Source organism: Okibacterium endophyticum, from assembly GCF_054780075.1.
The window spans coordinates 22,238-47,781 of the sequence record NZ_BAAGXA010000006.1 but is presented as its reverse complement, the minus strand read 5'-3'; the positions used below and the strand labels follow the sequence as shown (position 1 = coordinate 47,781).

The 25,544-nt window shown below is 66.3% G+C and carries 22 protein-coding genes; 18 read left to right on the top strand and 4 right to left on the bottom strand.

The window, feature by feature from the left end:
- Window positions 1-33 precede the first annotated feature (33 nt).
- From ACYVF5_RS08805 to ACYVF5_RS08775, 7 genes are all read left to right on the top strand, one after another.
- On the top strand, window positions 34-747 hold the full coding sequence (locus tag ACYVF5_RS08805; RefSeq protein WP_460945427.1) for an L-ribulose-5-phosphate 4-epimerase: 714 nt from the start codon (window positions 34-36) through the stop codon (window positions 745-747).
- 159 nt (window positions 748-906) lie between these two features.
- Window positions 907-2,424: an L-arabinose isomerase gene (araA, locus tag ACYVF5_RS08800; protein ID WP_460945425.1), complete on the top strand. Its 1,518-nt coding sequence runs from the start codon at window positions 907-909 to the stop codon at window positions 2,422-2,424.
- A gap of 191 nt (window positions 2,425-2,615) precedes the next feature.
- Window positions 2,616-4,082: a sugar ABC transporter ATP-binding protein gene (locus ACYVF5_RS08795; protein WP_460945423.1), complete on the top strand. Its 1,467-nt coding sequence runs from the start codon at window positions 2,616-2,618 to the stop codon at window positions 4,080-4,082.
- Window positions 4,083-4,099: 17 nt separating this feature from the next.
- Entirely contained in the window at window positions 4,100-4,384 is a 285-nt protein-coding gene (locus ACYVF5_RS08790; protein WP_460945421.1) for a type II toxin-antitoxin system PemK/MazF family toxin, read from the top strand.
- Window positions 4,385-4,544: 160 nt separating this feature from the next.
- Window positions 4,545-5,243 carry a nucleoside/nucleotide kinase family protein gene (locus ACYVF5_RS08785; RefSeq protein WP_460945419.1) on the top strand — a complete coding sequence of 233 codons (699 nt, stop codon included), beginning with the start codon at window positions 4,545-4,547 and terminating at the stop codon, window positions 5,241-5,243.
- An 18-nt stretch (window positions 5,244-5,261) separates the two neighbouring features.
- Window positions 5,262-6,251 carry a zinc-dependent alcohol dehydrogenase family protein gene (locus ACYVF5_RS08780; protein ID WP_460945417.1) on the top strand — a complete coding sequence of 330 codons (990 nt, stop codon included), beginning with the start codon at window positions 5,262-5,264 and terminating at the stop codon, window positions 6,249-6,251.
- Window positions 6,248-7,297, top strand: a complete 1,050-nt coding sequence (locus ACYVF5_RS08775) for a zinc-dependent alcohol dehydrogenase (RefSeq protein ID WP_460945415.1) — start codon at window positions 6,248-6,250, stop codon at window positions 7,295-7,297. The genes ACYVF5_RS08780 and ACYVF5_RS08775 overlap by 4 nt, the downstream gene beginning before the upstream one ends.
- Window positions 7,298-7,501: 204 nt before the next feature.
- Here the strand turns inward: ACYVF5_RS08775 and ACYVF5_RS08770 are convergent, their stop codons facing one another.
- Entirely contained in the window at window positions 7,502-8,326 is an 825-nt protein-coding gene (locus ACYVF5_RS08770; RefSeq protein ID WP_460945413.1) for a class II fructose-bisphosphate aldolase, read from the bottom strand.
- A gap of 124 nt (window positions 8,327-8,450) precedes the next feature.
- A complete protein-coding gene (locus ACYVF5_RS08765) occupies window positions 8,451-9,218 on the bottom strand; it encodes a DeoR/GlpR family DNA-binding transcription regulator (RefSeq protein ID WP_460945411.1) in 768 nt (255 codons plus the stop codon).
- A gap of 217 nt (window positions 9,219-9,435) precedes the next feature.
- On the opposite strand from ACYVF5_RS08765, the gene ACYVF5_RS08760 reads away from it, so the two are divergent.
- From ACYVF5_RS08760 to ACYVF5_RS08730, 7 genes are all read left to right on the top strand, one after another.
- On the top strand, window positions 9,436-10,800 hold the full coding sequence (locus ACYVF5_RS08760) for an ABC transporter substrate-binding protein (protein ID WP_460945409.1): 1,365 nt from the start codon (window positions 9,436-9,438) through the stop codon (window positions 10,798-10,800).
- A 139-nt stretch (window positions 10,801-10,939) separates the two neighbouring features.
- Window positions 10,940-11,881: a carbohydrate ABC transporter permease gene (locus ACYVF5_RS08755; protein ID WP_460945407.1), complete on the top strand. Its 942-nt coding sequence runs from the start codon at window positions 10,940-10,942 to the stop codon at window positions 11,879-11,881.
- A complete protein-coding gene (locus tag ACYVF5_RS08750; RefSeq protein WP_460945405.1) occupies window positions 11,881-12,774 on the top strand; it encodes a carbohydrate ABC transporter permease in 894 nt (297 codons plus the stop codon). Before ACYVF5_RS08755 ends, ACYVF5_RS08750 begins: the two co-directional genes overlap by 1 nt.
- A 19-nt stretch (window positions 12,775-12,793) precedes the next feature.
- Window positions 12,794-14,302: an FGGY-family carbohydrate kinase gene (locus ACYVF5_RS08745; RefSeq protein ID WP_460945403.1), complete on the top strand. Its 1,509-nt coding sequence runs from the start codon at window positions 12,794-12,796 to the stop codon at window positions 14,300-14,302.
- Between the two features lie 4 nt (window positions 14,303-14,306).
- Entirely contained in the window at window positions 14,307-15,095 is a 789-nt protein-coding gene (locus tag ACYVF5_RS08740) for a DeoR/GlpR family DNA-binding transcription regulator (protein WP_460945401.1), read from the top strand.
- Window positions 15,092-16,138, top strand: a complete 1,047-nt coding sequence (locus ACYVF5_RS08735) for a 1-phosphofructokinase family hexose kinase (protein WP_460945399.1) — start codon at window positions 15,092-15,094, stop codon at window positions 16,136-16,138. Before ACYVF5_RS08740 ends, ACYVF5_RS08735 begins: the two co-directional genes overlap by 4 nt.
- Window positions 16,139-16,198: 60 nt before the next feature.
- Complete coding sequence (locus ACYVF5_RS08730) at window positions 16,199-17,683, top strand: mannitol dehydrogenase family protein (protein ID WP_460945397.1); 1,485 nt, start codon at window positions 16,199-16,201, stop codon at window positions 17,681-17,683.
- 101 nt (window positions 17,684-17,784) lie between these two features.
- Here ACYVF5_RS08730 and xylB read toward each other — a convergent pair whose 3' ends face one another.
- Both xylB and xylA read right to left on the bottom strand, forming a co-directional pair.
- Window positions 17,785-19,188, bottom strand: a complete 1,404-nt coding sequence (gene xylB / locus ACYVF5_RS08725) for a xylulokinase (RefSeq protein WP_460945395.1) — start codon at window positions 19,186-19,188, stop codon at window positions 17,785-17,787.
- Window positions 19,189-19,446: 258 nt separating this feature from the next.
- Complete coding sequence (gene xylA, locus ACYVF5_RS08720; RefSeq protein WP_460945393.1) at window positions 19,447-20,664, bottom strand: xylose isomerase; 1,218 nt, start codon at window positions 20,662-20,664, stop codon at window positions 19,447-19,449.
- A 299-nt stretch (window positions 20,665-20,963) separates the two neighbouring features.
- On the opposite strand from xylA, the gene ACYVF5_RS08715 reads away from it, so the two are divergent.
- The 4 genes from ACYVF5_RS08715 to ACYVF5_RS08700 all read left to right on the top strand — a co-directional run bounded on the left by ACYVF5_RS08715 (window position 20,964) and on the right by ACYVF5_RS08700 (window position 25,452).
- A complete protein-coding gene (locus ACYVF5_RS08715) occupies window positions 20,964-21,674 on the top strand; it encodes a ThuA domain-containing protein (RefSeq protein ID WP_460945391.1) in 711 nt (236 codons plus the stop codon).
- Entirely contained in the window at window positions 21,659-22,756 is a 1,098-nt protein-coding gene (locus ACYVF5_RS08710) for a Gfo/Idh/MocA family protein (RefSeq protein ID WP_460945389.1), read from the top strand. Before ACYVF5_RS08715 ends, ACYVF5_RS08710 begins: the two co-directional genes overlap by 16 nt.
- 186 nt (window positions 22,757-22,942) lie before the next feature.
- Window positions 22,943-23,959: a LacI family DNA-binding transcriptional regulator gene (locus tag ACYVF5_RS08705; RefSeq protein ID WP_460945386.1), complete on the top strand. Its 1,017-nt coding sequence runs from the start codon at window positions 22,943-22,945 to the stop codon at window positions 23,957-23,959.
- 200 nt (window positions 23,960-24,159) lie between these two features.
- Window positions 24,160-25,452 (top strand): ABC transporter substrate-binding protein, encoded by a 1,293-nt coding sequence (locus ACYVF5_RS08700; RefSeq protein WP_460945384.1) that lies wholly within the window; start codon window positions 24,160-24,162, stop codon window positions 25,450-25,452.
- The last annotated feature ends 92 nt before the right edge of the window (window positions 25,453-25,544 follow it).

Here is a 25,544-nt window from a genome sequence, read left to right as displayed (position 1 = left end):
GAACCCCACGGGGCAGACGAGACAGGAGACCACGTGACCGAGCTCAGCGCAGAGGTGGCGGATGCCGTCGAGCGGGTGCGGGCAGACGTCGCGCGCCTGCACAACGAGCTCGTTCGATACGGCCTCGTCGTCTGGACGGGAGGCAACGTGTCTGGCCGGGTGCCGGGCGCGGACCTCTTTGTGATCAAGCCGAGCGGCGTCGACTACGACGACCTGACGCCAGACAACATGGTCCTCTGCGACCTCGACGGCGGGGTGGTCCCTGGCACACCGGGCTCTGATCGCTCGCCGTCGAGTGACACGGCGGCCCACGCGTACGTCTATCGCCACATGCCTGAGGTGGGCGGTGTTGTGCACACCCACTCCACCTACGCGACGGCATGGGCGGCACGTGCAGAGCCGATCCCGTGTGTGATCACCGCGATGGCAGACGAATTCGGTTCGGACATTCCCGTCGGCCCGTTCGCCATCATCGGAGACGACTCGATCGGGCAAGGGATCGTCGAGACGCTCATGGGGCACCGATCCAGGGCTGTGCTCATGCAGAACCACGGCCCGTTCACGATCGGCAAAGACGCGCGGGATGCCGTCAAGGCCGCCGTGATGATCGAGGACATCGCCCGCACCGTGCACATCTCGCGCCAGCTCGGCGAGCCCGTGCCGATCCCGCAGGCTGCGATCGACGCACTCTTCGACCGCTATCAGAACGTCTACGGCCAGGCGCCACAGGGAGCGCTCACCGAATGAACCTCGACAGGCTCGGCCCCTCTTCGCGTCTTCATCTGTTCCGGACGTTTTCACCCGCGGTGCCGGGTGAAAACGTCCGGATCGGGTGAAAACGCGCCCGTCGTCGGCCAGAAACTGACCGCGGCAACGAACCCCCCACCACACCACTGGAGACAGGTCATGCCCACTCTCACCACATCGTTCGACGACTACGAGGTCTGGTTTCTCACCGGAAGCCAGGGACTCTATGGCGACGAGACCCTGCGACAGGTCGCAGAGCAGTCGCAGCGGATCGCCGCTGAGCTCGAGGCATCCGTCGACGTGCCCGTTCGCGTCGTCTGGAAACCTGTGCTCACCGACGCAGACGCGATCAGACGGGCGGTGCTCGACGCCAACGCAGACGACCGCGTGATCGGGCTCACGGTGTGGATGCACACCTTCAGCCCCGCCAAGATGTGGATCGCCGGCCTCGACGCCCTGCGCAAACCCCTGCTGCACCTGCACACGCAGGCGCATCGCGACCTGCCCTGGTCAGAGATCGACTTCGACTTCATGAACCTCAACCAGGCAGCGCACGGCGATCGCGAGTTCGGGTACATCCAGACGCGGCTCGGTGTGTCTCGCAAGACGGTCGTCGGGCACGTCTCGAACCCGGTCGTCACGGCACAGGTCGGCACGTGGCAGCGTGCAGCAGCCGGCTGGGCGGCAACACGGACCCTCAAGCTCGCGCGCTTCGGCGACAACATGCGTTACGTCGCCGTGACAGAGGGCGACAAGACCGAAGCAGAACTGCGCTTCGGCGTGCAGGTCAACACCTGGGGCGTCAACGAGCTGGCGGATGCCGTTGGCCGGGCCACCGAGCGTCAGATCGACGCTCTCGTGCGGGAGTACGAGGAGCTCTACGCGGTTGTGCCCGAGCTGCGGGCGGACGGTGAGCGCCACCGGTCGCTCCGCGACGGAGCGGCGATCGAGATCGGGCTGCGATCGTTCCTCGAAGATGGTGGTTTCGGTGCGTTCACCACGTCGTTCGAAGACCTCGGCGCCCTGAGGCAACTGCCGGGCCTCGCCGTGCAGCGGCTGATGGCCGACGGCTACGGCTTCGGCGCGGAAGGCGACTGGAAGACGGCGATCCTCGTGCGCGCGGCGAACGTGATGGGCGCGGGCCTGCCCGGCGGGGCATCCCTGATGGAGGACTACACCTACCACCTCGAACCGGGCAACGAGCTGATCCTCGGTGCGCACATGCTCGAGGTGAGCCCGGCCCTGTCCGCGGGCACCGCGTCGCTCGAGGTGCATCCGCTCGGCATCGGCGGCAAAGACGACCCCGTTCGCCTGGTGTTCACAGCGGATGCCGGCCCAGCGGTCGTTGTGTCGCTCGCCGACATGCGTGACCGGTTCCGTCTGGTGGCGAACGTCGTCGAGGTGGTCGAACCACTCGAAGACCTGCCGAAGCTGCCCGTCGGCCGCGCGGTCTGGAAGCCCGAGCCGGACTTCGCCACGTCGGCGGCCGCCTGGCTGACCGCGGGGGGAGCGCACCACACGGTGATGTCGACGGCGCTCGGTATCGAGGCGTTCCACGACTTCGCCGAGATGGCGGGGGTTGAGCTGCTGACCATCGACGAGTCGACCACACGCGCCGGTTTCGAGCGCGAGGTGCGCTGGAACAACGCCTATTACCGTCTCGCGCAGGGGTTCTGACCGTCGCCGGTGCAGGAGCAGGTCGCGGGCTGTGGCCGCGGCTTTCGGTGTCATCGAAGCAGGAGCGGTTCGCGAGCCGGAGCTGCGGTCCCGATCCCGATCCCGGTCCCGGTGTCACCGGAGCAGGAACCGGCTCGGGAACAGGGGCTGCGGCTTTCGGTGTCGTCGTCGACCGGCCGTAGGCTGGCTCTGTGCACACGGATGCCGACGCCGACTCTGAGCCGGCGCAGATCACGCAGATCGTCACCGACTGTGTTGACGTGTCGCCCGAACTCGTCGAGCGCGCCGGTCTCGCAACCGCCGCCGAGCTGCGCGTCGCCCCCGTCGTCGCGAGGCGATCGACGATCTCGGCGTTCGGCACCGTTGCAGAGAGCCTTTTTCTCGGCCACGAGATCCGCCGGTTCGGGATCGTGCGTCGCGAGCAGCAGGCGACGGAGGCCGGACGGCTGCTGGCGCTTGTCGGAGTCGACCGCGAGCCCTCGAGCCGCGTCGAGAACCTCACCGCTGCCGAGAGTGCGCTGCTCAGCTGCGCGCAGGCACTCGTGCGTCGCACTCCTGTCGTCTTCGTCGACGCGGCGCGCGCCGCTTCGCTCGATGACCCGCGAATCGGCTCGGCGCTCGGGTTGCTTGCGGACTCTGGCACTCGAGTGTTCGTGCTCGGCGCGCCCCTCGCCGCTTTCACTCACATCGCACAGCGCATCGTCGCGGTGAAAGACGGCAGGGTTGCCGGCTCCGTTGTCGCGACGGAGCCGGAGGGACTCGGCGAAACCGATCTCGAGAACGTTCTCGACCTGCTCGTGGCGTCGCCGGAGCATCCGTCTGGCGGTGCGGCCCGTGAACAGGGACAGGAGACCGAACGGGAGCGCGAGCAGAAGACGGGCCCGGTGCGCGATCGCGAACCGGGTTCTTCGGTGACTCATCGTTTTGTCGTCGACGCATGGACCGTCGCCCCGCCCCTCGGGAACGGGCGGAACATCGCGACGGACGTGTCTCTCACGGCGAACGGCGGCGAGACCCTTGTTCTCATCGGGGAGGGAAGCACCGAGTTGCTCGCGAGCCTCTTCGCCAGGAGTTTCGGCCGCCATGTGGGCGGGACCGTGGCCGTCGACGACGTGCAGACCGACACCCTGTCCGTCGAGCGCAGCATCCATGAGGGAGTGGTGTTCGGCAGTGAGCATCCGATGGGGTACGAGGTCAGCGCCATCGGCGGAATCACAACCCGCGTGACGAGCGGGTCGCTGGCGCGTCTGGCGAAGGCGGGTGTTGTCGACGCACGCCGAGAATATGTCGCGGCGCGAACCGTCACCCGCGGACTCGCCGGGCGGCAGGGTCCGGCACAGTTCTCAGCGGTGCTCGAGGGATGGGCCACCGCCAGAGAGTCCGGCACCGAGAAACTCGCCGTGACCGGAGCGCGTGTTCCCCGTGTTGTGCTGCTCGACCAGCCGTTCGAGGCCGATCGCGAGCGCCGTATCACCGCCGTCCGTCGTCTCGCCGCGTCCGGAGCCGCGGTGGTGTTGAGCACCGGTTCTGTCGACGACGCCCTCTCCGCCGCAGATCGTGTGCTCGTGGTCAGAGACGGACGCATCGCTGATGAGTGCCGGCGGTCTGGTTGCTCTGAAGCAGTTCGCCGAGAGCTGCTTCGATCGCTTCTGATCTGAGAACGTCGGGCGGAAAGGTGCGGCCGGCGGTCATTGTCAGCAACAACGCCGCCGACGTGGCGGCGGCACGAACGCAGAGCGGCGTGGTGACAGTCGTGCCTGTCACGTCGAACGTCGGCCGCGTCTTTCCGTTCCAGGTCGAACTCGAGCCTTCTGACACCGGACTCGGCCGGCTGTCGAAAGCCCGGGCCGAACAGGTGCGATCCGTTTCGGTCATGCGCCTTGTGCGGCCCGTCGGATGGGTCGACGCAGAGGTCATGCGACGGATAGACAACGCCCTCGCGCTGCATCTCGCACTGTGAGGGGGAGGGGTGCAGCTGCCCCGCCCCTCACACGCCATTCCGTTGCCGCGCGCTACCGAACACAGGCTGGCGGTCGCAAACGATGTGGCGCGTGGCGGGTAATAAGCTGTAAGGAACCGGCCCTCGCTGAGGCCGACCGCCCGCAGAAAGAACCTTGCCCGTGACGCACGCTGACGCCCCCGATGATGCCAGGGTCCTCTCGTTCGAGGCGCTCGTCGCACGGGCGCGAGATCTGGTGCAGACCGGTGACAGGCGCATTCTCGGTCTCACGGGAGCCCCGGGTGCAGGCAAGACGACTCTCGCCCACGCACTCGCACACGCTCTCGGCGATGATGCGGTTCTCGTGACCATGGACGGCTTTCACCTCGCGAACTCGGTTCTCGACGACCTGAACAGCCGCGATCGCAAGGGGGCGCCAGACACCTTCGACGTCGCCGGCTACGTTGCGCTTCTCGAGCGGATCGTCAGGCAGGCATCCGCTCCGTCAGACGATGTCATCTACGCCCCCGTCTTCGACCGGGCGCTGGATGCCTCCGTCGGCAGTGCGGTTCCCGTGCGCAGGCATACGCCGCTTGTGATCACCGAGGGCAACTACCTGCTGCTGCCGAGCGGGGGGTGGGAGGCTGTGCGGCCCCACCTCGACGAGTGCTGGTTCGTCGCCCCGCCCGACGAGGTGCGCAAGGCGCGGCTGATCCGGCGCCACGAGCAGTTCGGCCGCGACGCGGTGAACGCCCGAGAGTGGGCGCTCGGAACAGACCAGCGCAACGCCGACCTCGTTGAGACCACGAGACCGCGGGCCGACCTCGTCGTCAGTGCCCCGGACAGCCCTCTGCTCGCCGAACGTGAGCCAGCGGGCTGAACCGAAGAGAGGAACCAGATGAAAGCCGCACTGTTCACCGAACCGGGGGTCGTTGAATATACAACGATCCCCGACCCGGCCCCCGGCCCCAAAGATGTCATCGTCGACGTCGCCTCTGCCGGGATCTGCGGCACCGACCTGCACATTCTGCAGGGGGAGTTCGCCGACACCTTTCCCATCGTTCCCGGGCACGAGTTCGCGGGTGAGGTCGTCGCCGTCGGCGGCGAGGTCACCGACGTCGTCGTCGGAGACCAGGTGGGGGTGAACCCCTCGTTCATCTGCTACGAATGCCGGTACTGCCGCAAGGGGCTGACGAACCTCTGCGAGGTCGCCGGCGGATACGGCACCTCATTCAACGGAGGCGCAGCCGAGTTCGCCGCCGTCGGCTCGAAGTACCTCGTGAAGCTCCCAGAGAACGTGCGCGCGATCGACGCGTCGCTGATCGAGCCGCTCTCGTGCGCCATCAGGGGCTACGACGTGTTGCGCAATCAGATGGGCAACCGCGCGCTGATCTATGGCGCGGGCACCATGGGCCTCATGATGCTGCAGCTCGCGAAACGAGCAGGGCTCGCCAGTGTCGAGGTCGTCGACATGAACCCGGCGAAGCTCGAGGTTGCGGCGACGCTCGGGTGCGATGCGGCCGTCACCTCGGCCGATCAGCTCGATCGCCCCTACGGCTGGGAACTCGTCATCGATGCGACGGGCAACGAACGTGCCATTCAAGACGGCCTCGGGCGTGTGGACAGGGGAGGCACCTTTCTGCAGTTCGGTGTGGCGTCGTATGCGGCGAGAGCGACGATCGAGCCCTACAAGATCTTTCGCCACGAGATCACCATCGTCGGGTCGATGGCGACCCTCAACTCGTATGACCGTGCCGTCGACCTGTTCGCGACGGGGGTCATCGATCCAGAGGTCTTCATCAGCGACAGGCTTCCGCTCGAGCAGTACGCCCATGCGCTCGACCTCTTTCGCGAGGGCAAGGGTCGCAAGATCCAGGTCGTGCCGTGAGCGCCGATCAGGATGCCGTGAGCTCCCCGATGAGGAGGGTCGTCGCGCGATCTCTCGGTGAGGTTGTTGTCACAACGGCCGAGAAGCCAGTGCCGCGACCAGACGAAGCGCTCGTCGAGATGACCGTCACCGGAGTGTGCGGGTCGGACACACACGCCCTGCACGGACAACATCCGTTTGTGCCCCTTCCCTACCTGCCGGGGCACGAGGTCGTCGGCAGGGTCACTGAGATCGGGCAGGAGGTCACGGGCGTCGCCGTCGGCGACCGGGTCACCGTGGAGCCGACGCTTCCGTGCTGGGAGTGCAAGATGTGCATGACCGGGCGATCGAACCTCTGCGAGAACCTGCGCTTCTTCGGCTGCGGCTACGACCAGGGCGGGATGGCAGACTTCTTCACGATCCCCGCCAACCGCCTCCACATCATCCCAGACGACGTGGACGACCTGCAGGCCGCGCTCATCGAGCCGCTGGCGACACCCGTGCACGCGGTCAGGCTCTCTGGCGGGGTCGAGGGCAAGGCGGTGGTGATCATCGGCGCCGGCACGATCGGGCTTTTTGTGCTCGCGGCGGCGAGGCACGCCGGCGCTCGCCGCATCGTGATGACCGACATGCTGCCGTCGAAACGTGAGCGCGCCCTGCGGCTCGGGGCGGATGCCGTCGTCGACGCCACACGAGCAGACGCGGTCGAGGCGATTCGCGATGAGCTCGGCGAGAGCGCCGATGTGGTGTTCGACTGCGTGGCGATCCAGCCGACCGTCGACCAGGCGGTCTCACTCGCGATGAAGGGCGGTACCGTTATGGTCGTCGGTGTGCCCGCCGCGCCCGTGACGGTGCCGTTGCCGCAGATCCAGGATCTGCAGGTGCGCATCCAGGGCAGCGCGACGTATCTGCCAGAAGACTACGCGACGTCTCTCGAGATCATCAGTGCCGGTGAGGTGCGCGTCGACGACATCGTGACGAGCAGCTTCCCGCTCGATCGGGTGGCTGAGGCGTTTGCCGCATCCGCCGGCGGCGAAGAGGTGAAGGTGCTCGTCACCGCCCGGTGACCGGGCTGCAGGGCGCCGGCGCGTCCAGGATCGAGCTCGAGTTCCGCCACGCGCGCCTCGATTTGTGACGCGCTACACGAAATAGGCCCGCGCGTCACAAATGGTGTAGCGCGTGGCGGAGCGGATGCGCGTGGTGGATGCGCGGCGCGGGGCGTGGCGGATGCTCCGGAGCGGATGCGCGTGTCGGACGAGAGCTGCGCCGGCTCAGCGACCGCTGATGAGTTCTATGAGCCGCTGCACCTCGACGGCGACGGCGTCGCGCCCTGGCCCGAGGTATTTGCGAGGATCAACGAGCTCTGGCCGTGCGTCGAGCGCAGCGCGCACCGCGCGGGTGAACACCGCGTTGATGTGGGTCGAGATGTTGATCTTGCTCATGCCACTCGCGACGGCCTCACGGATGTCCGCGTCCGTCACCCCGCTCGACCCGTGCAGCACAAGCGGCACGGACAGTGCGGCGTGAAGCCGTGCGATCAGCTCGAAGTCGAGGCTGGCGCTCCTCGTTGTCATCGCGTGTGAGCTGCCCACGGCGACAGCGAGCCCGTCGACACCGGTCTGCGAGACGAACCTGACGGCATCCTCGACGTCTGTGCGAACGCCTGGAGCGTGGGCACCGTCTTTGCCGCCGATCTCGCCGAGCTCGGCCTCGACCCAGACGCCGTGTGTGTGCGCCCGCTCCGTCACAGCCGCCGTGCGCGCGACATTGTCTGCGTAGCTCAGCTTCGAGGCGTCGAACATCACCGACGTCACGCCGAGCTCGATGGCCTCGTCGACGAGCGCCTCGTTCTCGGCGTGGTCGAGGTGCACCGCGACGGGAACCGTGGCGCGCTCGGCGAGCCTGCGCGTCGCGAGGGCGATCGGCGCGAGCGAGCCATGGTAGGCGGCCGCGTTCTCAGAGATCTGCAGCACAACGGGCAGGCCTGCGTTCTCTGCGCCCGCGACGATGGCCTCTGCGTGCTCGATCTGGATGACGTTGAACGCGGCGACGGCACCGGCATCGCCGATGATCTGGCCCGTGGTGGCGAGAGACATGTTCTTCCTTCTGTCTATGCGTGTGGCTGTCACTGTGGCTGTGGCTGTGGGTGATGGGGCGAGCGGATGCGTGGCCGAGAGGTGAGCGGATGCCGTGCCGCCGTGCGGCGGCACGAACACGCCGTCAGCCCACGACGACGAGCTCAGGGCCGGCCGAGCTGAGGTCAGAGGCCTGGTCGGGGTCGATGCGAGAGTCCGTGACGATCATGTCGAGCTCGTTGAGGTCGGCGACATGGCAGAACGACGAATGTCCGATCTTCGTGGACGTGATGGCGAGCAAACGCCGTCTGGCCGAGAGCAGCATCGCGCGTTTGACCTCGGCTTCGTCCGGCACGGTTGTGGTGAGGCCGGCCGCTATGGTGAGTCCGTTGCCGCCGAGAATCGCGAGATCGACGTTGAGAGAGCTGATGCGCTCGCGCGTCCACTCGTCGACGGTGCCCAGCGTGAGACTGCGCACGCGCCCCGGGAGCGCGAGCACGGTGAGAAGCGGGTGCTCGGTGAGCAGCCGCACCGCGGGAAGGTTGTTGGTGACGACGATCAGTTCCCGATCTAAGGGAAACATCGAGGCGACGACCAGCGTCAGGGATCCTGAATCGAGAAGGACGACCCCGTCAGCGGGCAGCTCGCGCAGCACACGACCGGCGATGGCGCGCTTCTCGTCTGCCTCGTCGAGCTGGCGCCGCGCGAGTGACAGTTCGAACGGGGTGCCGCGGGTGAGGCGGGCGCCGCCGTGCACCCGCATGATGACGCCCTGTCGTTCGAGAACAGCGAGGTCTCGCCTGATGGTCTCCGGGGTGACCTGCAGCCGCTCGCCCATCGCGGTGACGGAGATGGTTCCGTCACCGGATTGGGCGATCTCGAGGATCGCCGCCTGTCGTTCGGCTGGGTACACGGCCTGCTCCTTCGCGCGGTCTCAGTCAGAATAGCGAATCCGGTGGCGCCGTGCCCGAATTTGTCGCTACTGTGGTCGAAAAGCAGAATATTCGGGCATGGTTCGATCACGATAGCGTTACAAAACAACACCGGATCTTGAAAAGCAAACAGTTTCGGATTGATAGTGGTGAATGATGTCCGTCCAGGACGTGTCGATGAAGACGAAAGGCAATGAGATGACGAAGTCTTATTCCAGAAGAAAGCAGTGGCTCACCCTGGCCGCCGTTGCTTCTGTTGGTGTGGTGCTCGCGGGCTGCGCGGGCGCCGGCGGCGGAGGAGGCGGAGGCGGAGACGGAGAGCAGGTCACGCTGACTCTCGCCACCGTGAACAACCCCCAGATGAAAGACATGGAGGAGCTCAAGGGCACCTTCGAAGAAGAGCACCCGGACATCAAGGTCAACTTCATCCAGATGGAGGAGAACGACCTTCGCGACGCCGTCACCAAAGACGTCGCCACACAGGGAGGCCAGTACGACATCGTGACCGTCGGCAGCTACGAGGTGCCGATCTGGGGGCAGAACGACTGGCTCGTCGATCTGACAGACCTGGCCGGCGATGACACGGACTACGACGTCGACGACATCCTTCCGCCCGTCAGAGAAGCGCTCACCGTCGACGACAAGCTCTTCGCTGTGCCGTTCTACGGAGAGTCGTCGTTCCTGATGTACAACAAGGAGATCCTCGACGCCGCGGGCCTGACTGTTCCGGAACACCCGACCTGGCAGGAGATCGCGGACATGGCCCGCCAGGTGCACACCGGTGACGTCGCAGGCATCTGCCTGCGCGGAAAGCCGGGCTGGGGTGAGCTGTTCGCACCGCTCACAACAGTTGTGCAGACGTTCGGCGGCAACTGGTTCGATGAAGACTGGAATGCGACCGTCGACTCACCCGAGTTCACGGAGGCCGTGCAGTTCTACACCGATCTGGTGAAGGACGCGGGCGAATCCGACCCCGTTTCGACCGGATTCACCGAGTGCCTCAACCTGTTCACGCAGGGCAAGGCGGCGTTCTGGTACGACGCGACGAGCGCAGCCGGTTCTGTCGAATCAGAGGAACTGAGCGGCGTCGTCGGCAAGGTCGGCTACGTGCACGCTCCGACGGTCGAGACCGAGGAGTCCGGCTGGCTCTGGGCATGGAACCTCGCCATCCCCAACACCTCGAAGAAGCAGGAGGCGGCGTGGGAGTTCGTGAGCTGGGCGACGAGCAAGGAGTACATCGAACTGGTCGGAAACGAACTGGGTTGGAGTCGCGTGCCACCTGGCTCCCGCACGTCGACCTATGACATCCCCGAGTACCAGGAAGAAGCCGAAGCGTTCGCCGGCATCACAAAAGACATCATGCTGGCCGTCAACCCCGAGCAGCCGGGCGTCAACCCGCAGCCCTGGGTCGGCATCCAGTATGTGACCATCCCTGAGTTCCAGGACCTCGGCAACCAGGTGTCGCAGTACATCGCCGAAGTGTTCGCCGGGCGTGATTCTGTCGAGAACGCCCTTGCGAAGGGGCAGCAGCTGGCAGAAGAAGCCGGCGCCGCCCAGAAATAGAACACGAAACCGCCGTTGGGCGGCCCCGACGTTTCGTCGGCCGGGGCCGCCCAACCTCCGGTTCATCTGAAGACCACGAAGGCTCCTCGCGGGTGATCGTGGGATTCCCTTCTGATCTCTCATCGAGAAAGAGACCACAATGACCACAGCTGTCGTGGTGAAACCCGCGAAGGTTCGCACTCGCAAGAAGCTCGTGCTGACGGCACGAGAGAAGAAGGGGCTGCGCCTGGCGCGCGCCCTCGTATGGCCCGCGCTCGGTGTGGCCATCCTCATCACCCAGATCCCGTTCGTCGTCACGATCTACTACTCGTTCCAGTCGTGGAACCTGCTTCGCCCGGGCGACCAGGAGTTCGCCGGATTCGACAACTACGCGACGGTCCTCACAAACGGCGCATTCGTGCAGTCGCTCGGAGCCACTGTGCTCATCACCGGCTCGAGCGTGCTGCTCTCTGTTGTGTTCGGGATGCTCCTGGCGCTCCTGCTCGACCGCAAGTTCATGGGGCAGGGACTTGCGCGCACACTCCTCATCACGCCGTTCCTGATGATGCCAGCTGCTGCCGCTCTCATCTGGAAGTGGTCGATGCTCGACTCCAACGTCGGCATGGTCAACTGGGCGCTGTCGCTTGTCGGCATTCCCGCCATCGAGTGGAACACGAACTTTCCCGCCCTCACGATCATCATGGTGCTGACCTGGCAATACACGCCGTTTATGATGCTGATCCTGCTCGCCGGCCTGCAGAGCCAGCCGGGCGATGTGCTCGAGGCCGCGTCCGTCGACGGCGCCGGACCCGTCCGCACGTTCTTCTCGATGACCCTTCCGCACCTGCGCCAGTACATCGAGCTCTCGGTGCTTCTCGGGGCGATCCTGCTGCTGCAGGTCTTCGATCCGGTCGCGATCATGACGCGCGGCACCGGAGGCACGAAAACACTTTCCTACCTGTTGTATGAGCGCGCTTTTGTGGGCCTCGAGATCGGTGAGGCCGCGGCATACGGCGTTCTCACGGTGATCATCACGATCATCGTCGCCACCATCGCGTTGCGCACCCTGTTCAAGATCTTCAAAGCTGAGGGAGTCCGCTGATGAGCACCACGGCCGCAACCCCGACCACAACACGGCGCCGTTCTGCCACCGTGACCCCTGCCCGACGCAAGAAGCCGTTCAAGAAGCGGGTGAGTTCCACAGTCCTCACCGTCGTCACCTGGGTGGTCACCCTCGGTTTCTTCTTTCCGGTCGCCTGGATGGTGTTCACAGCGTTCAAGACCGAGCGTGCAGCGGCGACGATGCCGCCGACCTTCATCACCGAGCTGAGCTTCGACCGATTCATCGACGTGTTCAACCGCGGGTTCACCCCGTACCTGATCAACTCGCTCACCGCGAGTGTGCTCTCGACGCTGATCGTGATGGCGCTCGCGATTCCCGCGGCGTACGGGCTCTCGGTGCGGCCGATCGTGCGGTCGACAGACGCCCTGTTCTTCTTCATCTCGACGAAGTTCCTGCCCATCGCGGCGGCGATCATCCCGATCTACCTGCTGTTGCAGAGCCTGGACATGCTCGACAACATCACGGCACTGGCGATTCTCTATGTCGGCATCAACCTGCCGCTCGCCATCTGGATGATGCGGTCGTTCTTCAGCGAGGTTCCCACCGAGATCATCGAGGCGGCGCAGGTCGACGGTGCCAAGTTCTGGACGGAGCTCGTGCGCATCGTGCTGCCGATCGTGGGACCCGGCGTCGCCGCTGCAGCGCTGATCTGCTTCATCTTCGCGTGGAACGAGTACTTTCTCGCCAACCTGCTCACCTCGACGATGGCACGGACGACACCTCCGTTCCTCGGCAGCTTCGTGGATGGTCGAGGGCAGTTTCTCGCCGTGCTCTCTGCAGCGGCGACTCTCGCTGTGCTTCCGGTTGTGATCGCCGGCTGGCTCGCGCAGAAGCGACTCGTCCGAGGTCTCGCGATGGGCGCGATCAAGTGACGGGCGGCCGATTCCGCTGATGAGTTCGCGCTACCTTCTCGGCGTCGATGCCGGACAGACCACCGTCAAGGCCGTGCTGCATGACGAGAACATGCGCCAGGTCGCCATCGGCCGGCGCTTCAGCCCCGTCGACAGGAGCACACCGCGCCACGCCGAGCGCTCACAAGACCAGCTGTGGGATGCCGCCGCAGACGCGATCGGCGATGCCGTGCGGTCGTCAGGCCTCGACCCGGCGCTCATCGCCGCCGTCGGAATCGCCGGTCACGGCGACGGGCTGCACCTGGTGGACGCGAAAGGCGATGCGGTCGGACCCGCGATCACAGCCGTCGACTCGCGTGCCCACCGCGAGGCTGACGAGATCCGGGAAGACCCGGTGCGGGCGAAGACGATCCTCGAGCTCTCGGGACAGCAGGTCGCCGCCGCCGGAACAGGCGCGCTCCTGCGCTGGCTCGTGCGCAACCGGCCGGAGCTCGTCGAGCGGGCGCACACCATGCTGTTCTGCAAAGACATCGTGCGGCTGCGGCTGACGGGAGAGATCGCGACAGATCTCTCCGACGCCACGGCGACGTTTCTCGACACGCGCACTGCGGACTGGAGCAGAGACGTTCTCGCCGCATACGGCCTTGCCGGGCTCGAACGGCTGTTGCCCGAGCTGAGGTTGAGCGCAGACCCCGGCGGCACCGTCACGGCGAAGGCCGCCGAGCGCACAGGCCTGGCAGAGGGAACACCGGTGATCATGGGCATGCACGACGTGCAGGCCTCATCCATCGGGATGGGGGCGCTTGTGCCGGGGCGGCTGGCGATGGTGGCGGGGTCGTTCAGCACGAACGGGGTGACCACACGCGAATCCCACGTCGACCCCCGCTGGCAGTCCAGGCTGTCGATCACCCCGGATCTGCGCATAGCGATGTCGACGTCGCCGACGGCATCCCCCTCGCTCGATTGGATGCTTCAGATCCTCGGCGCCTCAGGCGACTCGATGCGCGACGCCCTGTTCGCAGAGGCTGCGGCCCTCGACCCGCAGCAGAACGTTCCGCTTGTGCTTCCGTATTTCTACGCCTCGCCATTGGGGGCGGATGCGTCGGCGACGTTCGCCGGTGTGCGCGGGTGGCACACGAGGGCGCACCTGCTGCGCGGGCTGCTCGAGGGCATCGCCCTGATGCACGTTTGGCATACCCGCGCCCTGGGCGAGAAGTTCACCTGGAACGAACCGCTGCTGCTCGGCGGCGGACTGTCGAGGTCTCCGCTCTATGTGCAGCTCGCCGCCAACGCGCTGCGCGCGCCGATCGCCGTTGTGCGCACGGATGAGGCCGGGGCATTCGGAGTCGCCGCCCTCGCCGGGGTCGCGCAGGGTGTGTTCGGGTCGATCGACGAGGCCCAGCAGTTCGTCGGCCTCGCCCCCGTCACTCTGCCGACAGACGAGTCCGCAGGGTACTGGGCCGGCGTCACGCAGTCCTTCGACTCACTCGCGGACTCGCTCGGCCCGTGGTGGAGCGCAAACGCACCGACACCGGCGAACGGAGAATGAGCCGATGACCGACACCGCCCGAGCCGGTCGATCAGCCGCCGACCGGCAGGCTGAGATCGTCGCGATGCTCGAGCGCGACGGGCGCGTCGAGGTGAACGACCTGTCTGCGACCCTCGATGTCACAGAAGAGACCATCAGGCGTGACCTGCGCAATCTCGAGCGGTCGGGCAGCCTGACGCGCGCCCACGGCGGAGCCATCAAGGCGGCCGGCAGGGCAGAGGACCTGACCCGCATCACCGGTGCGGATGTGCCCCCTCGCCCGGTTGCCGTTGCCGCATTGCCGTTTGTGCCAGAGCACGGCGGCGTCTTCCTCGACGCCGGCGCCGACCTGGAGTCGCTCGCCGCCATGCTGCCTGACAGCGAGAGGTTGCAGGTTGTGACCAGCTCGATTCCCGCAGCCATCCTCGCCGGCAGGAAGCCGTCGCTCTCTGTCTATAACCTCGGCGGCGCCGTCGACCACGATGACGGCTCGCAGTCGGGGCAGTGGGCGCGCGAGACCCTCGAGCGCGTGCGCTTCGGCGTCGCCTTCATCACAGCCGACGGCGTCTCGGCCGACGGATGGCTGACCGCGGCGACGCCGAAGTCCGCGGCCCTCAAACGGCGTGCCGTCGCGTCTGCCGACCGCACGATACTGGTGATCGGGCCGGAGAACTCGTCGTCGGCCGGGCTTGTGACGTTCGCACAGCTGCGCGACGTCGACGTGGCCGTGTGCGACGCAGGAGTGTCACACGAGTTCCTGGCCATGCTCGACGAGCTCGGGATCCACGTCGTTCGAGCGGGGAAGCAACCATGAGCGACGACCGAACCGAGGGCGACCGGCAGGCGCGAAACGGCATCGTCACGGTCACCGTCGCTGCGGCGATCGACCAGACCTATGTGCTGCCCCGGTTGTCGATCGGCAGCGTGAACCGCGCTGTGTCCGCCCATCGCGAGGTGAGCGGAAAGGGAGTGAACGTCGCGAACGCCGTCGCGCTCGCCGATGTGCCCGTGAGCGGTGTGCTCGCTATCGGGGCGTCGGATCTCGACCTCGTGGCCGGCGGAGGGAACACGAGGATACTCCATCCGCTTCCGGTCGCCGGGCACACGCGCATCAACACCACGATCATCGACGACAGCGGGCACACCACGAAGGTCAACGAGTCTCCGGTGCCGATGTCGCGGGCAGAGTGGGACGACTTCTGCGGCCTCGTGATGAGTGAGGTCGCGAGGATCGACGCCGGCTGGCTCGTGATCTGCGGAAGCCTTCCGCGTGTGACAGACGGAGACGAGCCCGGCGGCATGGTTCCCATCGTCGAGCTCATCGACCGGGGGGTCTCCGCTGGCGTTCGCGTCGCTGTCGACACAAGCGAAGCGGCATTCGACCTCGTCGCCGAGCGCCTCGATCTCGTCGCTCTGATCAAACCGAACACCCACGAGCTGGCAGACATCGTCAGGCGAGACCTCACCACCGTCGGCGACGTGATCACCGCGGCGCAGGAGCTGCGCGCTCGCGGTGTGAACACCGTCTATGTGAGCATGGGCGAAGACGGCGCGCTCGCTGTCGCCGAGAACGGCGTCTGGCTCGCGCGGGCCGAAGCTCGCCGGGTCGTGAACTCAGCGGGCGCGGGTGACGCTTCGCTCGCTGGTTTTCTCGTGAACGCGACACCGACGGCCGACGGCACCCTCGACATCCCGGCCGCCATCGGCGCTGCGGCGTCGTGGGGAGCCCTTGCGGTCACCCGGTCCACCACACTGCTGTCCTCTGTCGACGGTGCCCCCGTCGCGACGGTCACACCTGCGCCAGATCCGTCTGCGCCTCTGCGGGAGCCTGCGCGATATACACCGCCGCGCGAGTGAGCGGAGCGGCCGGTACACCACGAACACGCACCACCTGAACAGCACTGAAAGGAGGTCATCGTGACACACGACACCACGATTCCGCTGAGCAACGAGACGCTGGACGCCATCGGCCCAGACGTGACGACACCGAGCTATGACCGGTCGTCCCTCACCGTCGGGATCATGCATTTCGGCGTCGGAGGCTTTCACCGGGCCCACCAGGCGATGATCATCGACGACCTGCTGAGCGCGGGTCAGGCCACGGACTGGGCCATCTGCGGCGTCGGCGTTATGCCGTCGGACCAGCGCATGCGAGACGCCCTGCGCACGCAGGACGGTCTGTACACACTCGTGCAGAAGCATCCGGACGGCTCGAAGCACGCGAGGGTGATCGGCTCGATCGTCGACTATCTCTATGCACCGGACGACCCGCAGATCGTGCTCGAGCGCATGGCACACCCCGCGATCCGCATCGTGTCGCTCACCGTGACAGAGGGGGGATACAACATCAATCAGGTGACCGGCGAGTTCCAGCTCGAGACCGCCCAGGTCGCCCATGACCTGCGTGAGGATGTGCCCGAGACGGTCTTCGGGTATGTCGTCGAGGCCCTTCGGCGCCGGCGTGACCGGGGCATCGTGCCGTTCACCGTGATGTCGTGTGACAACCTGCAGGACAACGGCGCCGTCGCGCACCGCGCCATCGTCGCGTTCGCCACGGCGAAAGACCCGGAGCTCGGCGCGTGGATCGATGAGAACGTGTTGTTCCCCAACTCGATGGTCGACCGCATCACCCCCGCGACGACGGACGAGGACCGCGAACAGGTCGCCCAGCAGTTCGGCATCGCGGACGAGTGGCCTGTGGTCTGCGAGCCCTTCTTTCAATGGGTGCTGCAGGACGCGTTCACAGCGGGCCGGCCCCCGTACGAGAACACGGCGGTGCAAGTGGTCGACGACGTCGAACCCTATGAGCTGATGAAGCTGCGCCTGCTCAATGCGAGCCATCAGGGCATCTGCTACTTCGGGCACCTGATGGGCTACCGCCTGGTGCACGACGCCGCGCAGGACCCGCTGATGGCCGAGTTCCTGCTCGCCTACATGGACCGCGAAGCGACGCCGACGCTCAAGCCGCTGCCCGGCATCGACCTCGACGAATACAAACATCAGCTCATCGAGCGGTTCTCGAACGCCGGAGTGCGAGACACGATCGCACGGTTGTGCGCGGAGTCGTCCGATCGCATCCCGAAGTGGCTTGTTCCCGTGATCAGGGAACAGCTGCCGGACGGCGAGGTCGCACTGTCTGCGGCGATCGTCGCGAGCTGGGCCCGGTATGCGGAGGGTGTGGACGAACAGGGCGAGCCCATCGAGATCGTCGACAGGCTCGCCGACCGTGTGCACGCGGCCGCGGTGCAGTACCCGTCGAACCCGCACGCGTTCATCGAGGATCGCGAGCTGTTCGGATCACTCGTCGACGAGCCGAGGTTCGTCGAGGCGTATGACAGGGCGCTCTCGCTGCTGCACACGGTCGGCGCACGCCGCACGCTGGAGACGCTCCTCGAACGGTGAGCCCACGGCGACGTCACCACTTCTGGACGTTCTCACCCGCTATGCCGGGTGAGAACGTCCAGAAGGGATGAAAACGTCAGGGGCACGCGACGACAGCCCGATCAGGCTGTGGCGCGCCGCGCGGCATACTGCTCGCGGATGACCGGCCGGTGGTCTGGCGCAGGCTCTGCGGCGATCGAGAGCTGCCATGCGGGGCGGGAGCCCATAAGCACCCAGGCCGCCTGCCTGGCCGCGCCGTCGGCGACGTACTCGCCGGGCGTCGGCACGACAACGGGCACCGCGAACACCTGGGCGGCGATACGCTGCACGGCCTCGTTCTGCGCGGCTCCGCCGACGAGCATCACCCGCGTGGCGCTCACCCCCTGCGCACGAACGGCGTCGAGGCCGTCTGCGAGCCCGCAGAGCAGCCCCTCGATGGCGGCACGGGCGAGCGAGGGGCGCGTGGTGGAGGCCAGGGTCATGCCGAACAGGGTGGCCGTGGCGTCTGGCAGGTTCGGTGTGCGCTCACCCTCGAAGTACGGCTGCAGCACCAGTCCGTCGCACCCGGGCTCCGCCTCGAGCGCGAGAGAGCCGAGTTCGCCGTGCGAGACCCCGAGCAGTCCGGCGATCGAATCCAGGATCCGTGCCGCGTTCAGCGTGGCGATCAGGGGAAGATACAGGCCGGATGCGTCGGCGAACCCGGCGACGGTTCCAGAGGCATCCTGAACCGGCTCAGAGGTGACGGCGAACACCGTGCCAGACGTGCCGATCGACACCACAACGTCGCCGGCTCCGGCGTCGAGGCCGAGTGCAGCCGCCGCATTGTCTCCGGCGCCCGGGCCGACGACGGCGCCAGACGGCATGGTTCCGGCACTCTCGCCCGGGCCGAGAACACGGGGAAGCACGGCGTCGTGGCCGAGCGCCTTCACGAACAGTTCGCGGTCGTAGTCTCCGCTCTTCGGCGACCAGTACGCGGTGCCAGAGGCATCTGAGCGATCGGTGACGAGTTCGTCGAGCACCGGGCCGAGCTGGCTCTCGTCCGCGGGTCCGAAGCCGCGCAGGCGCCAGGTCAGCCAGTCGTGGGGGAGAGCGACGGCCGCAACGCGTGCGGCGTTCTCTGGCTCGGCATCCCGCAGCCAGCGGAGCTTCGTCGCGGTGAACGAGGCGACGGGCACAACACCCGTTCGTCTGGCGTATTCGTCTCTGCCGACCTCGTCGATGAGGTCGAGCGCCGCACGTGCGCTCCTCGTGTCGTTCCAGAGAAGAGCGTCGCGGATCACACGCCCCTGGTCGTCGAGAACCACCATGCCGTGCTGCTGGCCGGCGATCGCGACGGCGGCGACATCGTCGAGGCCACCGGCATCCGTCATGGCCGTCTGCAGTGCTTCCCACCAGGCCGAGGGTGCGACCTCGGTGCCGGCGGGATGCGACGCTCGGCCTTGGCGGACGAGGGCCCCTGTCTTTGCGTCTCGGATGACGATCTTGCAGCTCTGCGTCGACGAGTCGATTCCTGCGACGAGTGTCATGGAGGCCTTTCACGGGGGCTGCGGTCAGCAGATGCGGTCACAACAAGAGTACCGACGCGAGCCCGCGTGGCACGGTGTGCGGGGCTGAGCACTGTGTGCGGGGCCGAGCGGACGCGCTGACCCCGCGCACCGTACGGTGTTCGGTGGCGATGACGTCGATTGTTGCCGCGGGCATTGCGTTCCGCGGAGTGCCTGATGAGAGGCTGCGGCCTTTCGCGGGGTGTTGCCGCAGGAGGTTGTGTTGGGCGGAGTGCCTGACTAGAGGCTGCCGCCTTTCGCGAGGCCGCGCCTTGCACCCATCAGGTGCTCGAGGGCGAGCTGCTGCAAGCGCACGAATCCGAAGCCCCTGCCGTTGAAGTAGGGCTCGACGTCGAAGCTCTCGTATGCCGTGCGGTCCGCGAGCAGGTCGTTGTATGACTCGCCCGGGTTCAACGTCGGCTGCGACAGCTCGTCGACCTGGGCGGCCTTCAACGCGGCCTGCACCTCGGGGTCGGCGCGGAACGCCTGAGCGCGCTCCTTCAACAGCAGGTACATCCGCATGTTCGCCGAAACCGAGTCCCAGACGCCGGACTCGTCTTCGGTGCGTGACGGCTTGTAGTCGAAGTGACGGGGGCCGGTGTATGCCGGTCCGCCGTTCAGCCCGCCGTGCTCGAGCAGGTCGACGGTCGAGAACGCGTTCTGCAGGTCACCGTGCCCGAAGACGAGGTCTTGGTCGTACTTCATGCCGCGCTGGCCGTTGAGGTCGATGTGGTAGAGCTTGCCCTGGTAGAGCGCCTGGGCGATGCCGGAGGTGTAGTTGAGCCCCGCCATCTGCTCGTGGCCGACTTCGGGGTTGACGCCGACGAGTTCCGGGCGCTCAAGGGTCTCGATGAAGGCGAGTGCATGACCGAGTGTCGGCAGCAGGATGTCACCGCGCGGTTCGTTCGGCTTCGGCTCGATGGCGAAGCGGATGTCGTAGCCCTTGTCAGTGACATAGTCGCCGAGAAGGTTGACGGCTTCGCGGTATCGCTCGAGCGCGGCCTGCACGTCTTTGGCGGCGTCGTATTCAGAACCCTCCCGGCCGCCCCACATAACAAATGTCGTCGCGCCGAGTTCCGCGGCCAGGTCGAGGTTGCGAATCACCTTGCGGAGCGCGAAACGGCGCACGGAACGGTCGTTCGAGGTGAAGCCGCCGTCTTTGAAGACGGGGGCGGAGAAGAGGTTCGTGGTGATCATCGGCACAACGATCCCGGTGTCGGACATGGCCTGCTTGAGGCGGTCGATCTGCTTCTGGCGCTCGGCGTCCGTCGATCCGAACGCGAAGAGGTCGTTGTCGTGGAAGGTCAGTCCGTATGCTCCGAGCTCTGCGAGCTTCTCCACACCGTGCACCACGTCGAGGGGCGCGCGAGTGGGGCCGCCGAAGGGGTCGGCGCCGTTGTATCCGATGGTCCAGAGTCCGAACGAGAACCTGTCGTCGCGGGTGGGGGTGAGTGACATGGGTATGCTCCGATTCAGCGGCGGTGATGATTTGTGGATTGACTCAACATATTACACTATCGGCGTGCCAGTGCGGCTGATCGTGTCGTCAGCACGGTCCGTCCGGCATCGACGGCTGCTCAGTGAGCAGGTAACGTCGAAGCGACCCAGGGAGCAATGGAGCACTGCGTCGAGCGGAGTGCGGAGAACAACAGCATCTGGACGGCTGCCGGCTGACGATGCAGCCCGAAGCGCCGAAACGACGGCGGGAATGTCGAACGCAGAATCTCGGACAAAAGAAGGACAAACGAAAGAGTGACATGACTTCAGAGACACCACGATCGCGCACGGCACTCGTTGTGCGCGGCGGATGGGACGGCCACCAGCCGGTCGAGTCGACCGAGCTGTTCATCCCCTTCCTCAAGCGGAACGGGTTCACCGTGCGGGTCGAAGAGTCGCCGGCGCCTTATGCCGACGCCGAGTACATGGCGACCGTCGACCTGATCGTGCAGACGAACACGATGTCGACGATCGAGGACAACGAGTTCACCGGCCTGCGCGCAGCCGTCCAGAGCGGGACGGGTCTCGCCGGCTGGCACGGGGGGATCGCCGACTCGTATCGAAACAACTCCGACTACCTGCAGATGATCGGCGGACAGTTCGCGGCCCATCCCGGCAAGCATCCGGACGAGCGCACGGGTGACATGGCAGACAACTATCTGCCGCACACGATCAACATGCTGCCGGTTGCCGCCGAACATCCGATCACCCGGGGGATCCCGGACTTCGACCTGGTGACAGAGCAGTACTGGGTGCTGCACGACGACTACATCGACGTGCTGGCCACGACCACTCAGGCGGTGCGGCCATGGGATCCGTGGACCAGGCCGGTCACCTCGCCGGCGATCTGGACGAGGCAGTGGGGCACGGGCAGGATCTTTGTGTCGACACCCGGGCACAGGGTCGACATCCTCGAGCATCCCTCCGTTCGCACGATCATCGAGAGGGGCCTGCTGTGGGCGGCCCGCTGAGAGTCGGAATCGTCGGCGTCGGCACGATCAGCGAGCAGTACCTGGCGCATCTGCCGTCGCTGCCCGGCCTGCGGCTGAGCGCTGTCGCCGACCTCGATCAGGTGCGCGCTGCGGCCGTCGCGCAGCAGCACGACGTCGAAGCCCTCACCGTCGATGACCTTCTCGTGTCTGACAACGTCGACGCCGTGCTGAACCTGACCATCCCGGCCGCTCACGCAAGCATCGCGCTCCGTGCGCTCAAAGCGGGTAAACACGTCTACGGTGAGAAGCCGCTCGCGCTGACACCCGGCGAAGCCGCACCCGTGCTCACACTCGCTGACGCCGGGGGGCTGCGCGTCGGGAGTGCGCCCGACACCGTGCTCGGAACCGGCACACAGACCTCGAGGCACGTGCTCGACTCCGGTCGCATCGGCAGCCCCGTCGCAGCATCCGCGTTCTGGACGGCGCCGGGGCACGAGCTCTGGCACCCGGCGCCGCAGTTCTACTACCAGCCGGGGGCCGGGCCGCTGTTCGACATGGGTCCGTACTATCTTTCCGCTCTCGTCACGATGCTCGGACCTGTTGTGCGGGTGTCGGCGGCGACAACCGGGTCGGGGCGGAAGAGAACGATCGCGGCGGGACCGCAGGCAGGAACCGCCATCGACGTCGAGGTGGCGACACACGTCTCGGCGCTGCTCGAACACGCCTCAGGGGTCACCTCGACGGTGATGGTCAGCTTCGAGGTGTGGGCGGCGGCGCTGCCGCACATCGAGGTCTACGGCACCGGCGGAACGATCTCTGTGCCGGATCCGAACCGCTTCGCCGACCCGACGATGGTGTGGACCCCAGAGACGGGGGCGTGGACCGAGGCGCCCGTCTCAGGCGGTTATTCCGATGCCGGCCGCGGGTACGGCCTGGCCGACATGGCACGGGCCATCGAGACCGGCAGGCCGCATCGTGCGTCTGGCGCACTCGCCTTCCACGTGCTCGAGATCATGGACGCCGTGCTGCGCGCCGGCGATGAGCATCGTGTGATCGAGGTGATGAGCAGGGTGGAGCGACCGGAGCCGGTGCCGTTGGGGGCGCGTCCGGACACGTGGTGACCCTCAGGGCAGCGTGAGTTTGTTGCGTTAATCCACATATCGCTTGCGCTTTGCCCGGCGGTGACGTAATGTGCTTCACGGTTGAGCTGTCGAAACGCTTCAACGTTCTCTATCGAAGCGCTTCACCGATCAGTCAGCTGCACAGCAGAACGCATACACGAACAGTCACCCTGACGACGGAGTCCCATGGCCAACATCCACGACGTGGCACGCGTCGCCGGTGTGTCGATCAGCACGGTGTCGTATGCCCTGAGCGGCAAGCGCTCGATCGCCGCGACCACACGACAGCGCATCGCCGACGCCGTTCGCGAGCTCGACTACCGCCCGAACGCGGGGGCGCGGATGCTCGCCGGCACACGCACGAACATCTTCGCCCTCACGGCTCCGCTGCGCTCAGACACGTATGCGCCCGCGCATATGGCCTTTGTGCTCGCCGTGGCCACCGCCGCGAGACGATACGACTACGACGTTCTGCTGCTCACGGAGGACGAGGCGACGGACGGATTGCGCCGGGTCGCGAACAGCAGGCTCGTCGACGGCATCATCGTGCTCGACGTGTCGACAGACGACGAGCGCGTCGAGCTCGTGCGCGATCTCACCGTGCCCTCTGTGCTGATCGGGATCCCGGGGGACTCGAGCGGGCTCGTCTGCGTCGACCTCGACTTCGAGAGTGCTGCGGCGCTCGCCGTCGACACGCTCGCCGACCTCGGCCACCGTTCGATCGCGCTGCTCGGGCACCCCAAAGCCGTCTATGACCGCGGCTCGAACTTTCCCCCGCGGTTTCGGGATGCCTTCGCCCGGCGTGCAGGGGAACGCGGCGTCGCCTCTGGCTTCGCCATGCCGGGCAAAGACGTGGCGAGCATTCGCGACGCCCTCGACGAGCTGCTGACGGCCGACGAGGCGCCGACGGCTCTAGTGATGCACTGTGAGGAGTCGATCCAGACCTCTGTGCTCGAGGTCCTCGGCGCACGCGGCCTCCGTGTTCCCGACGATCTGTCGGTGATCTCGGCGGGCTCGTCGTTCGACACGTCGCACTTCGCGCCGCCGCTCGACGTCATCCCGCTCGTCGCGAGCGATTCGTGTGATCGAGGAGTCGAGCTCGTGATGGACCAGCTCAGGGGGATTCCCGTCGAGGCCAGAACCGAACTCGTGCCACCGCGATATCACCGGTTCGGGTCGATCGCCCCGCCCCGCTCCCCCTGACGGCGGCCAGACGACCAGACGACCAGACGGCGAAAGGCCGCACGACGGCACAGGAACCCACGGCATCCGTAAACCAAGAGAAAGGACGACCTCACCCGCATTATCGAAGCGTTTCGATCACTCGACACTCGAGACACTCCCACCCAGCACCCACACGGACGGGCCGACCGACGGAATCCGTTCGCTACAGAGAGGTAGACATGAAATCCACGAGACGGGCCATCGGCACAGCGGTTTTCGCCGCGAGTGCCCTCGTGCTGTCCGGATGCTCCGGCTCCGGCGACGCAAGCGACGACAACGTGCTGAAGCTCTGGCACTTCGAGAGTGAGACGAGCGCGATGGGCATCGCGTGGAACGAAGCGATCGAGGTCTTCGAAGAAGAGACCGGCGCCACGGTCGAGTTCGAAGAGAAGAGCTTCGAGCAGATCCGCTCCACGGCGAGCCAGGTGCTCAACTCGAACGAGGCGCCAGACCTGCTCGAGTACAACAAGGGAAACGCCACGGCTGGACTGCTGTCGAGCCAGGGTCTGCTCGCGCCGCTCGACGATGCGGTCGCGGAGTACGGCTGGGACGACATGCTCGCTCCCTCGCTGCAGACCACCGCGAAGTACGACGAGAACGGCGTGATGGGCTCCGGCAGCTGGTACGGCGTTCCGAACTACGGCGAGTTCGTGCAGGTCTACTACAACAAAGACATGTTCGCGGCGGCCGGCCTCGACATTCCGACCACGCTCGACGAGTTCGAGACGGTTATGCAGGCGTTCGTCGACCAGGGTGTCACCCCGCTCGCAGAAGCCGCTGCCGAGTACCCTCTCGGCCAGCTCTGGTACCAGCTCGCGCTGACCAAGGCCGACCGCGACTTCGTCGACGACTACCAGCTCTACACGGGTGACGTCGACTGGCAGGGCGAAGAGATCGGCTATGCCACCGAGACCATCAACGACTGGACCGAGAACGGCTTCATCAGCCAGGACGCGACGGGCCTCAAAGCAGAAGATGCGGGCACGGCGTTCATCAACGGCACCTACCCGATCTTCTTCTCCGGCAGCTGGTGGCACAACCGGTTCGCGACAGAGATCGAGGGCTTCGAGTGGGGCAGCTTCCTGTTCCCCGGAGCGGAGATGTCCCCGGGCTCTGCCGGCAACATGTGGGCGGTGCCAGAGAACGCAGCGAACAAGGAGCTGGCCTACGAGTTCATCGACATCACCATGCGTCCCGAGATCCAGGCCATCATCGGCAACAACGGTGGTGTGCCCGTCGCCGCCGATCCCGCAGACATCACCGATGAGATGAGCGCAGAGCTCATCGGCAACTTCAACACCCTCACCGACCGAGACGGCATCGCGTTCTACCCGGACTGGCCGACTGCCACGTTCTATGACGAGTTGAACGCGGGGCTCCAGGAGCTTGTCAACGGCACAAAGTCGCCGGCAGAGGTGCAGAGTCAGCTGGGTGAGCAGTACCAGGCGGGCGTCGACGACATCGTCGGCTGATCGCTGATCGCTGATCGCTGATCGCTGATCGCTGATCGCTGATCGCTGATCGCTGATCGCTGATCCGGATGCCGTTGGCGGCCCGCGAAGAC

What these genes read in the sequence shown, in the direction of transcription:
- araA (WP_460945425.1), top strand. Translation starts at nt 907, where the DNA reads ATGCCCACTCTCACCACATCGTTCGACGACTACGAGGTCTGGTTTCTC.
- ACYVF5_RS08780 (WP_460945417.1), top strand. Translation starts at nt 5,262, where the DNA reads ATGAAAGCCGCACTGTTCACCGAACCGGGGGTCGTTGAATATACAACG.
- ACYVF5_RS08770 (WP_460945413.1), bottom strand. Translation starts at nt 8,326, where the DNA reads ATGTCTCTCGCCACCACGGGCCAGATCATCGGCGATGCCGGTGCCGTC.
- ACYVF5_RS08760 (WP_460945409.1), top strand. Translation starts at nt 9,436, where the DNA reads ATGACGAAGTCTTATTCCAGAAGAAAGCAGTGGCTCACCCTGGCCGCC.
- ACYVF5_RS08755 (WP_460945407.1), top strand. Translation starts at nt 10,940, where the DNA reads ATGACCACAGCTGTCGTGGTGAAACCCGCGAAGGTTCGCACTCGCAAG.
- ACYVF5_RS08750 (WP_460945405.1), top strand. Translation starts at nt 11,881, where the DNA reads ATGAGCACCACGGCCGCAACCCCGACCACAACACGGCGCCGTTCTGCC.
- ACYVF5_RS08745 (WP_460945403.1), top strand. Translation starts at nt 12,794, where the DNA reads ATGAGTTCGCGCTACCTTCTCGGCGTCGATGCCGGACAGACCACCGTC.
- ACYVF5_RS08740 (WP_460945401.1), top strand. Translation starts at nt 14,307, where the DNA reads ATGACCGACACCGCCCGAGCCGGTCGATCAGCCGCCGACCGGCAGGCT.
- ACYVF5_RS08735 (WP_460945399.1), top strand. Translation starts at nt 15,092, where the DNA reads ATGAGCGACGACCGAACCGAGGGCGACCGGCAGGCGCGAAACGGCATC.
- xylB (WP_460945395.1), bottom strand. Translation starts at nt 19,188, where the DNA reads ATGACACTCGTCGCAGGAATCGACTCGTCGACGCAGAGCTGCAAGATC.
- xylA (WP_460945393.1), bottom strand. Translation starts at nt 20,664, where the DNA reads ATGTCACTCACCCCCACCCGCGACGACAGGTTCTCGTTCGGACTCTGG.
- ACYVF5_RS08715 (WP_460945391.1), top strand. Translation starts at nt 20,964, where the DNA reads ATGACTTCAGAGACACCACGATCGCGCACGGCACTCGTTGTGCGCGGC.
- ACYVF5_RS08705 (WP_460945386.1), top strand. Translation starts at nt 22,943, where the DNA reads ATGGCCAACATCCACGACGTGGCACGCGTCGCCGGTGTGTCGATCAGC.
- ACYVF5_RS08700 (WP_460945384.1), top strand. Translation starts at nt 24,160, where the DNA reads ATGAAATCCACGAGACGGGCCATCGGCACAGCGGTTTTCGCCGCGAGT.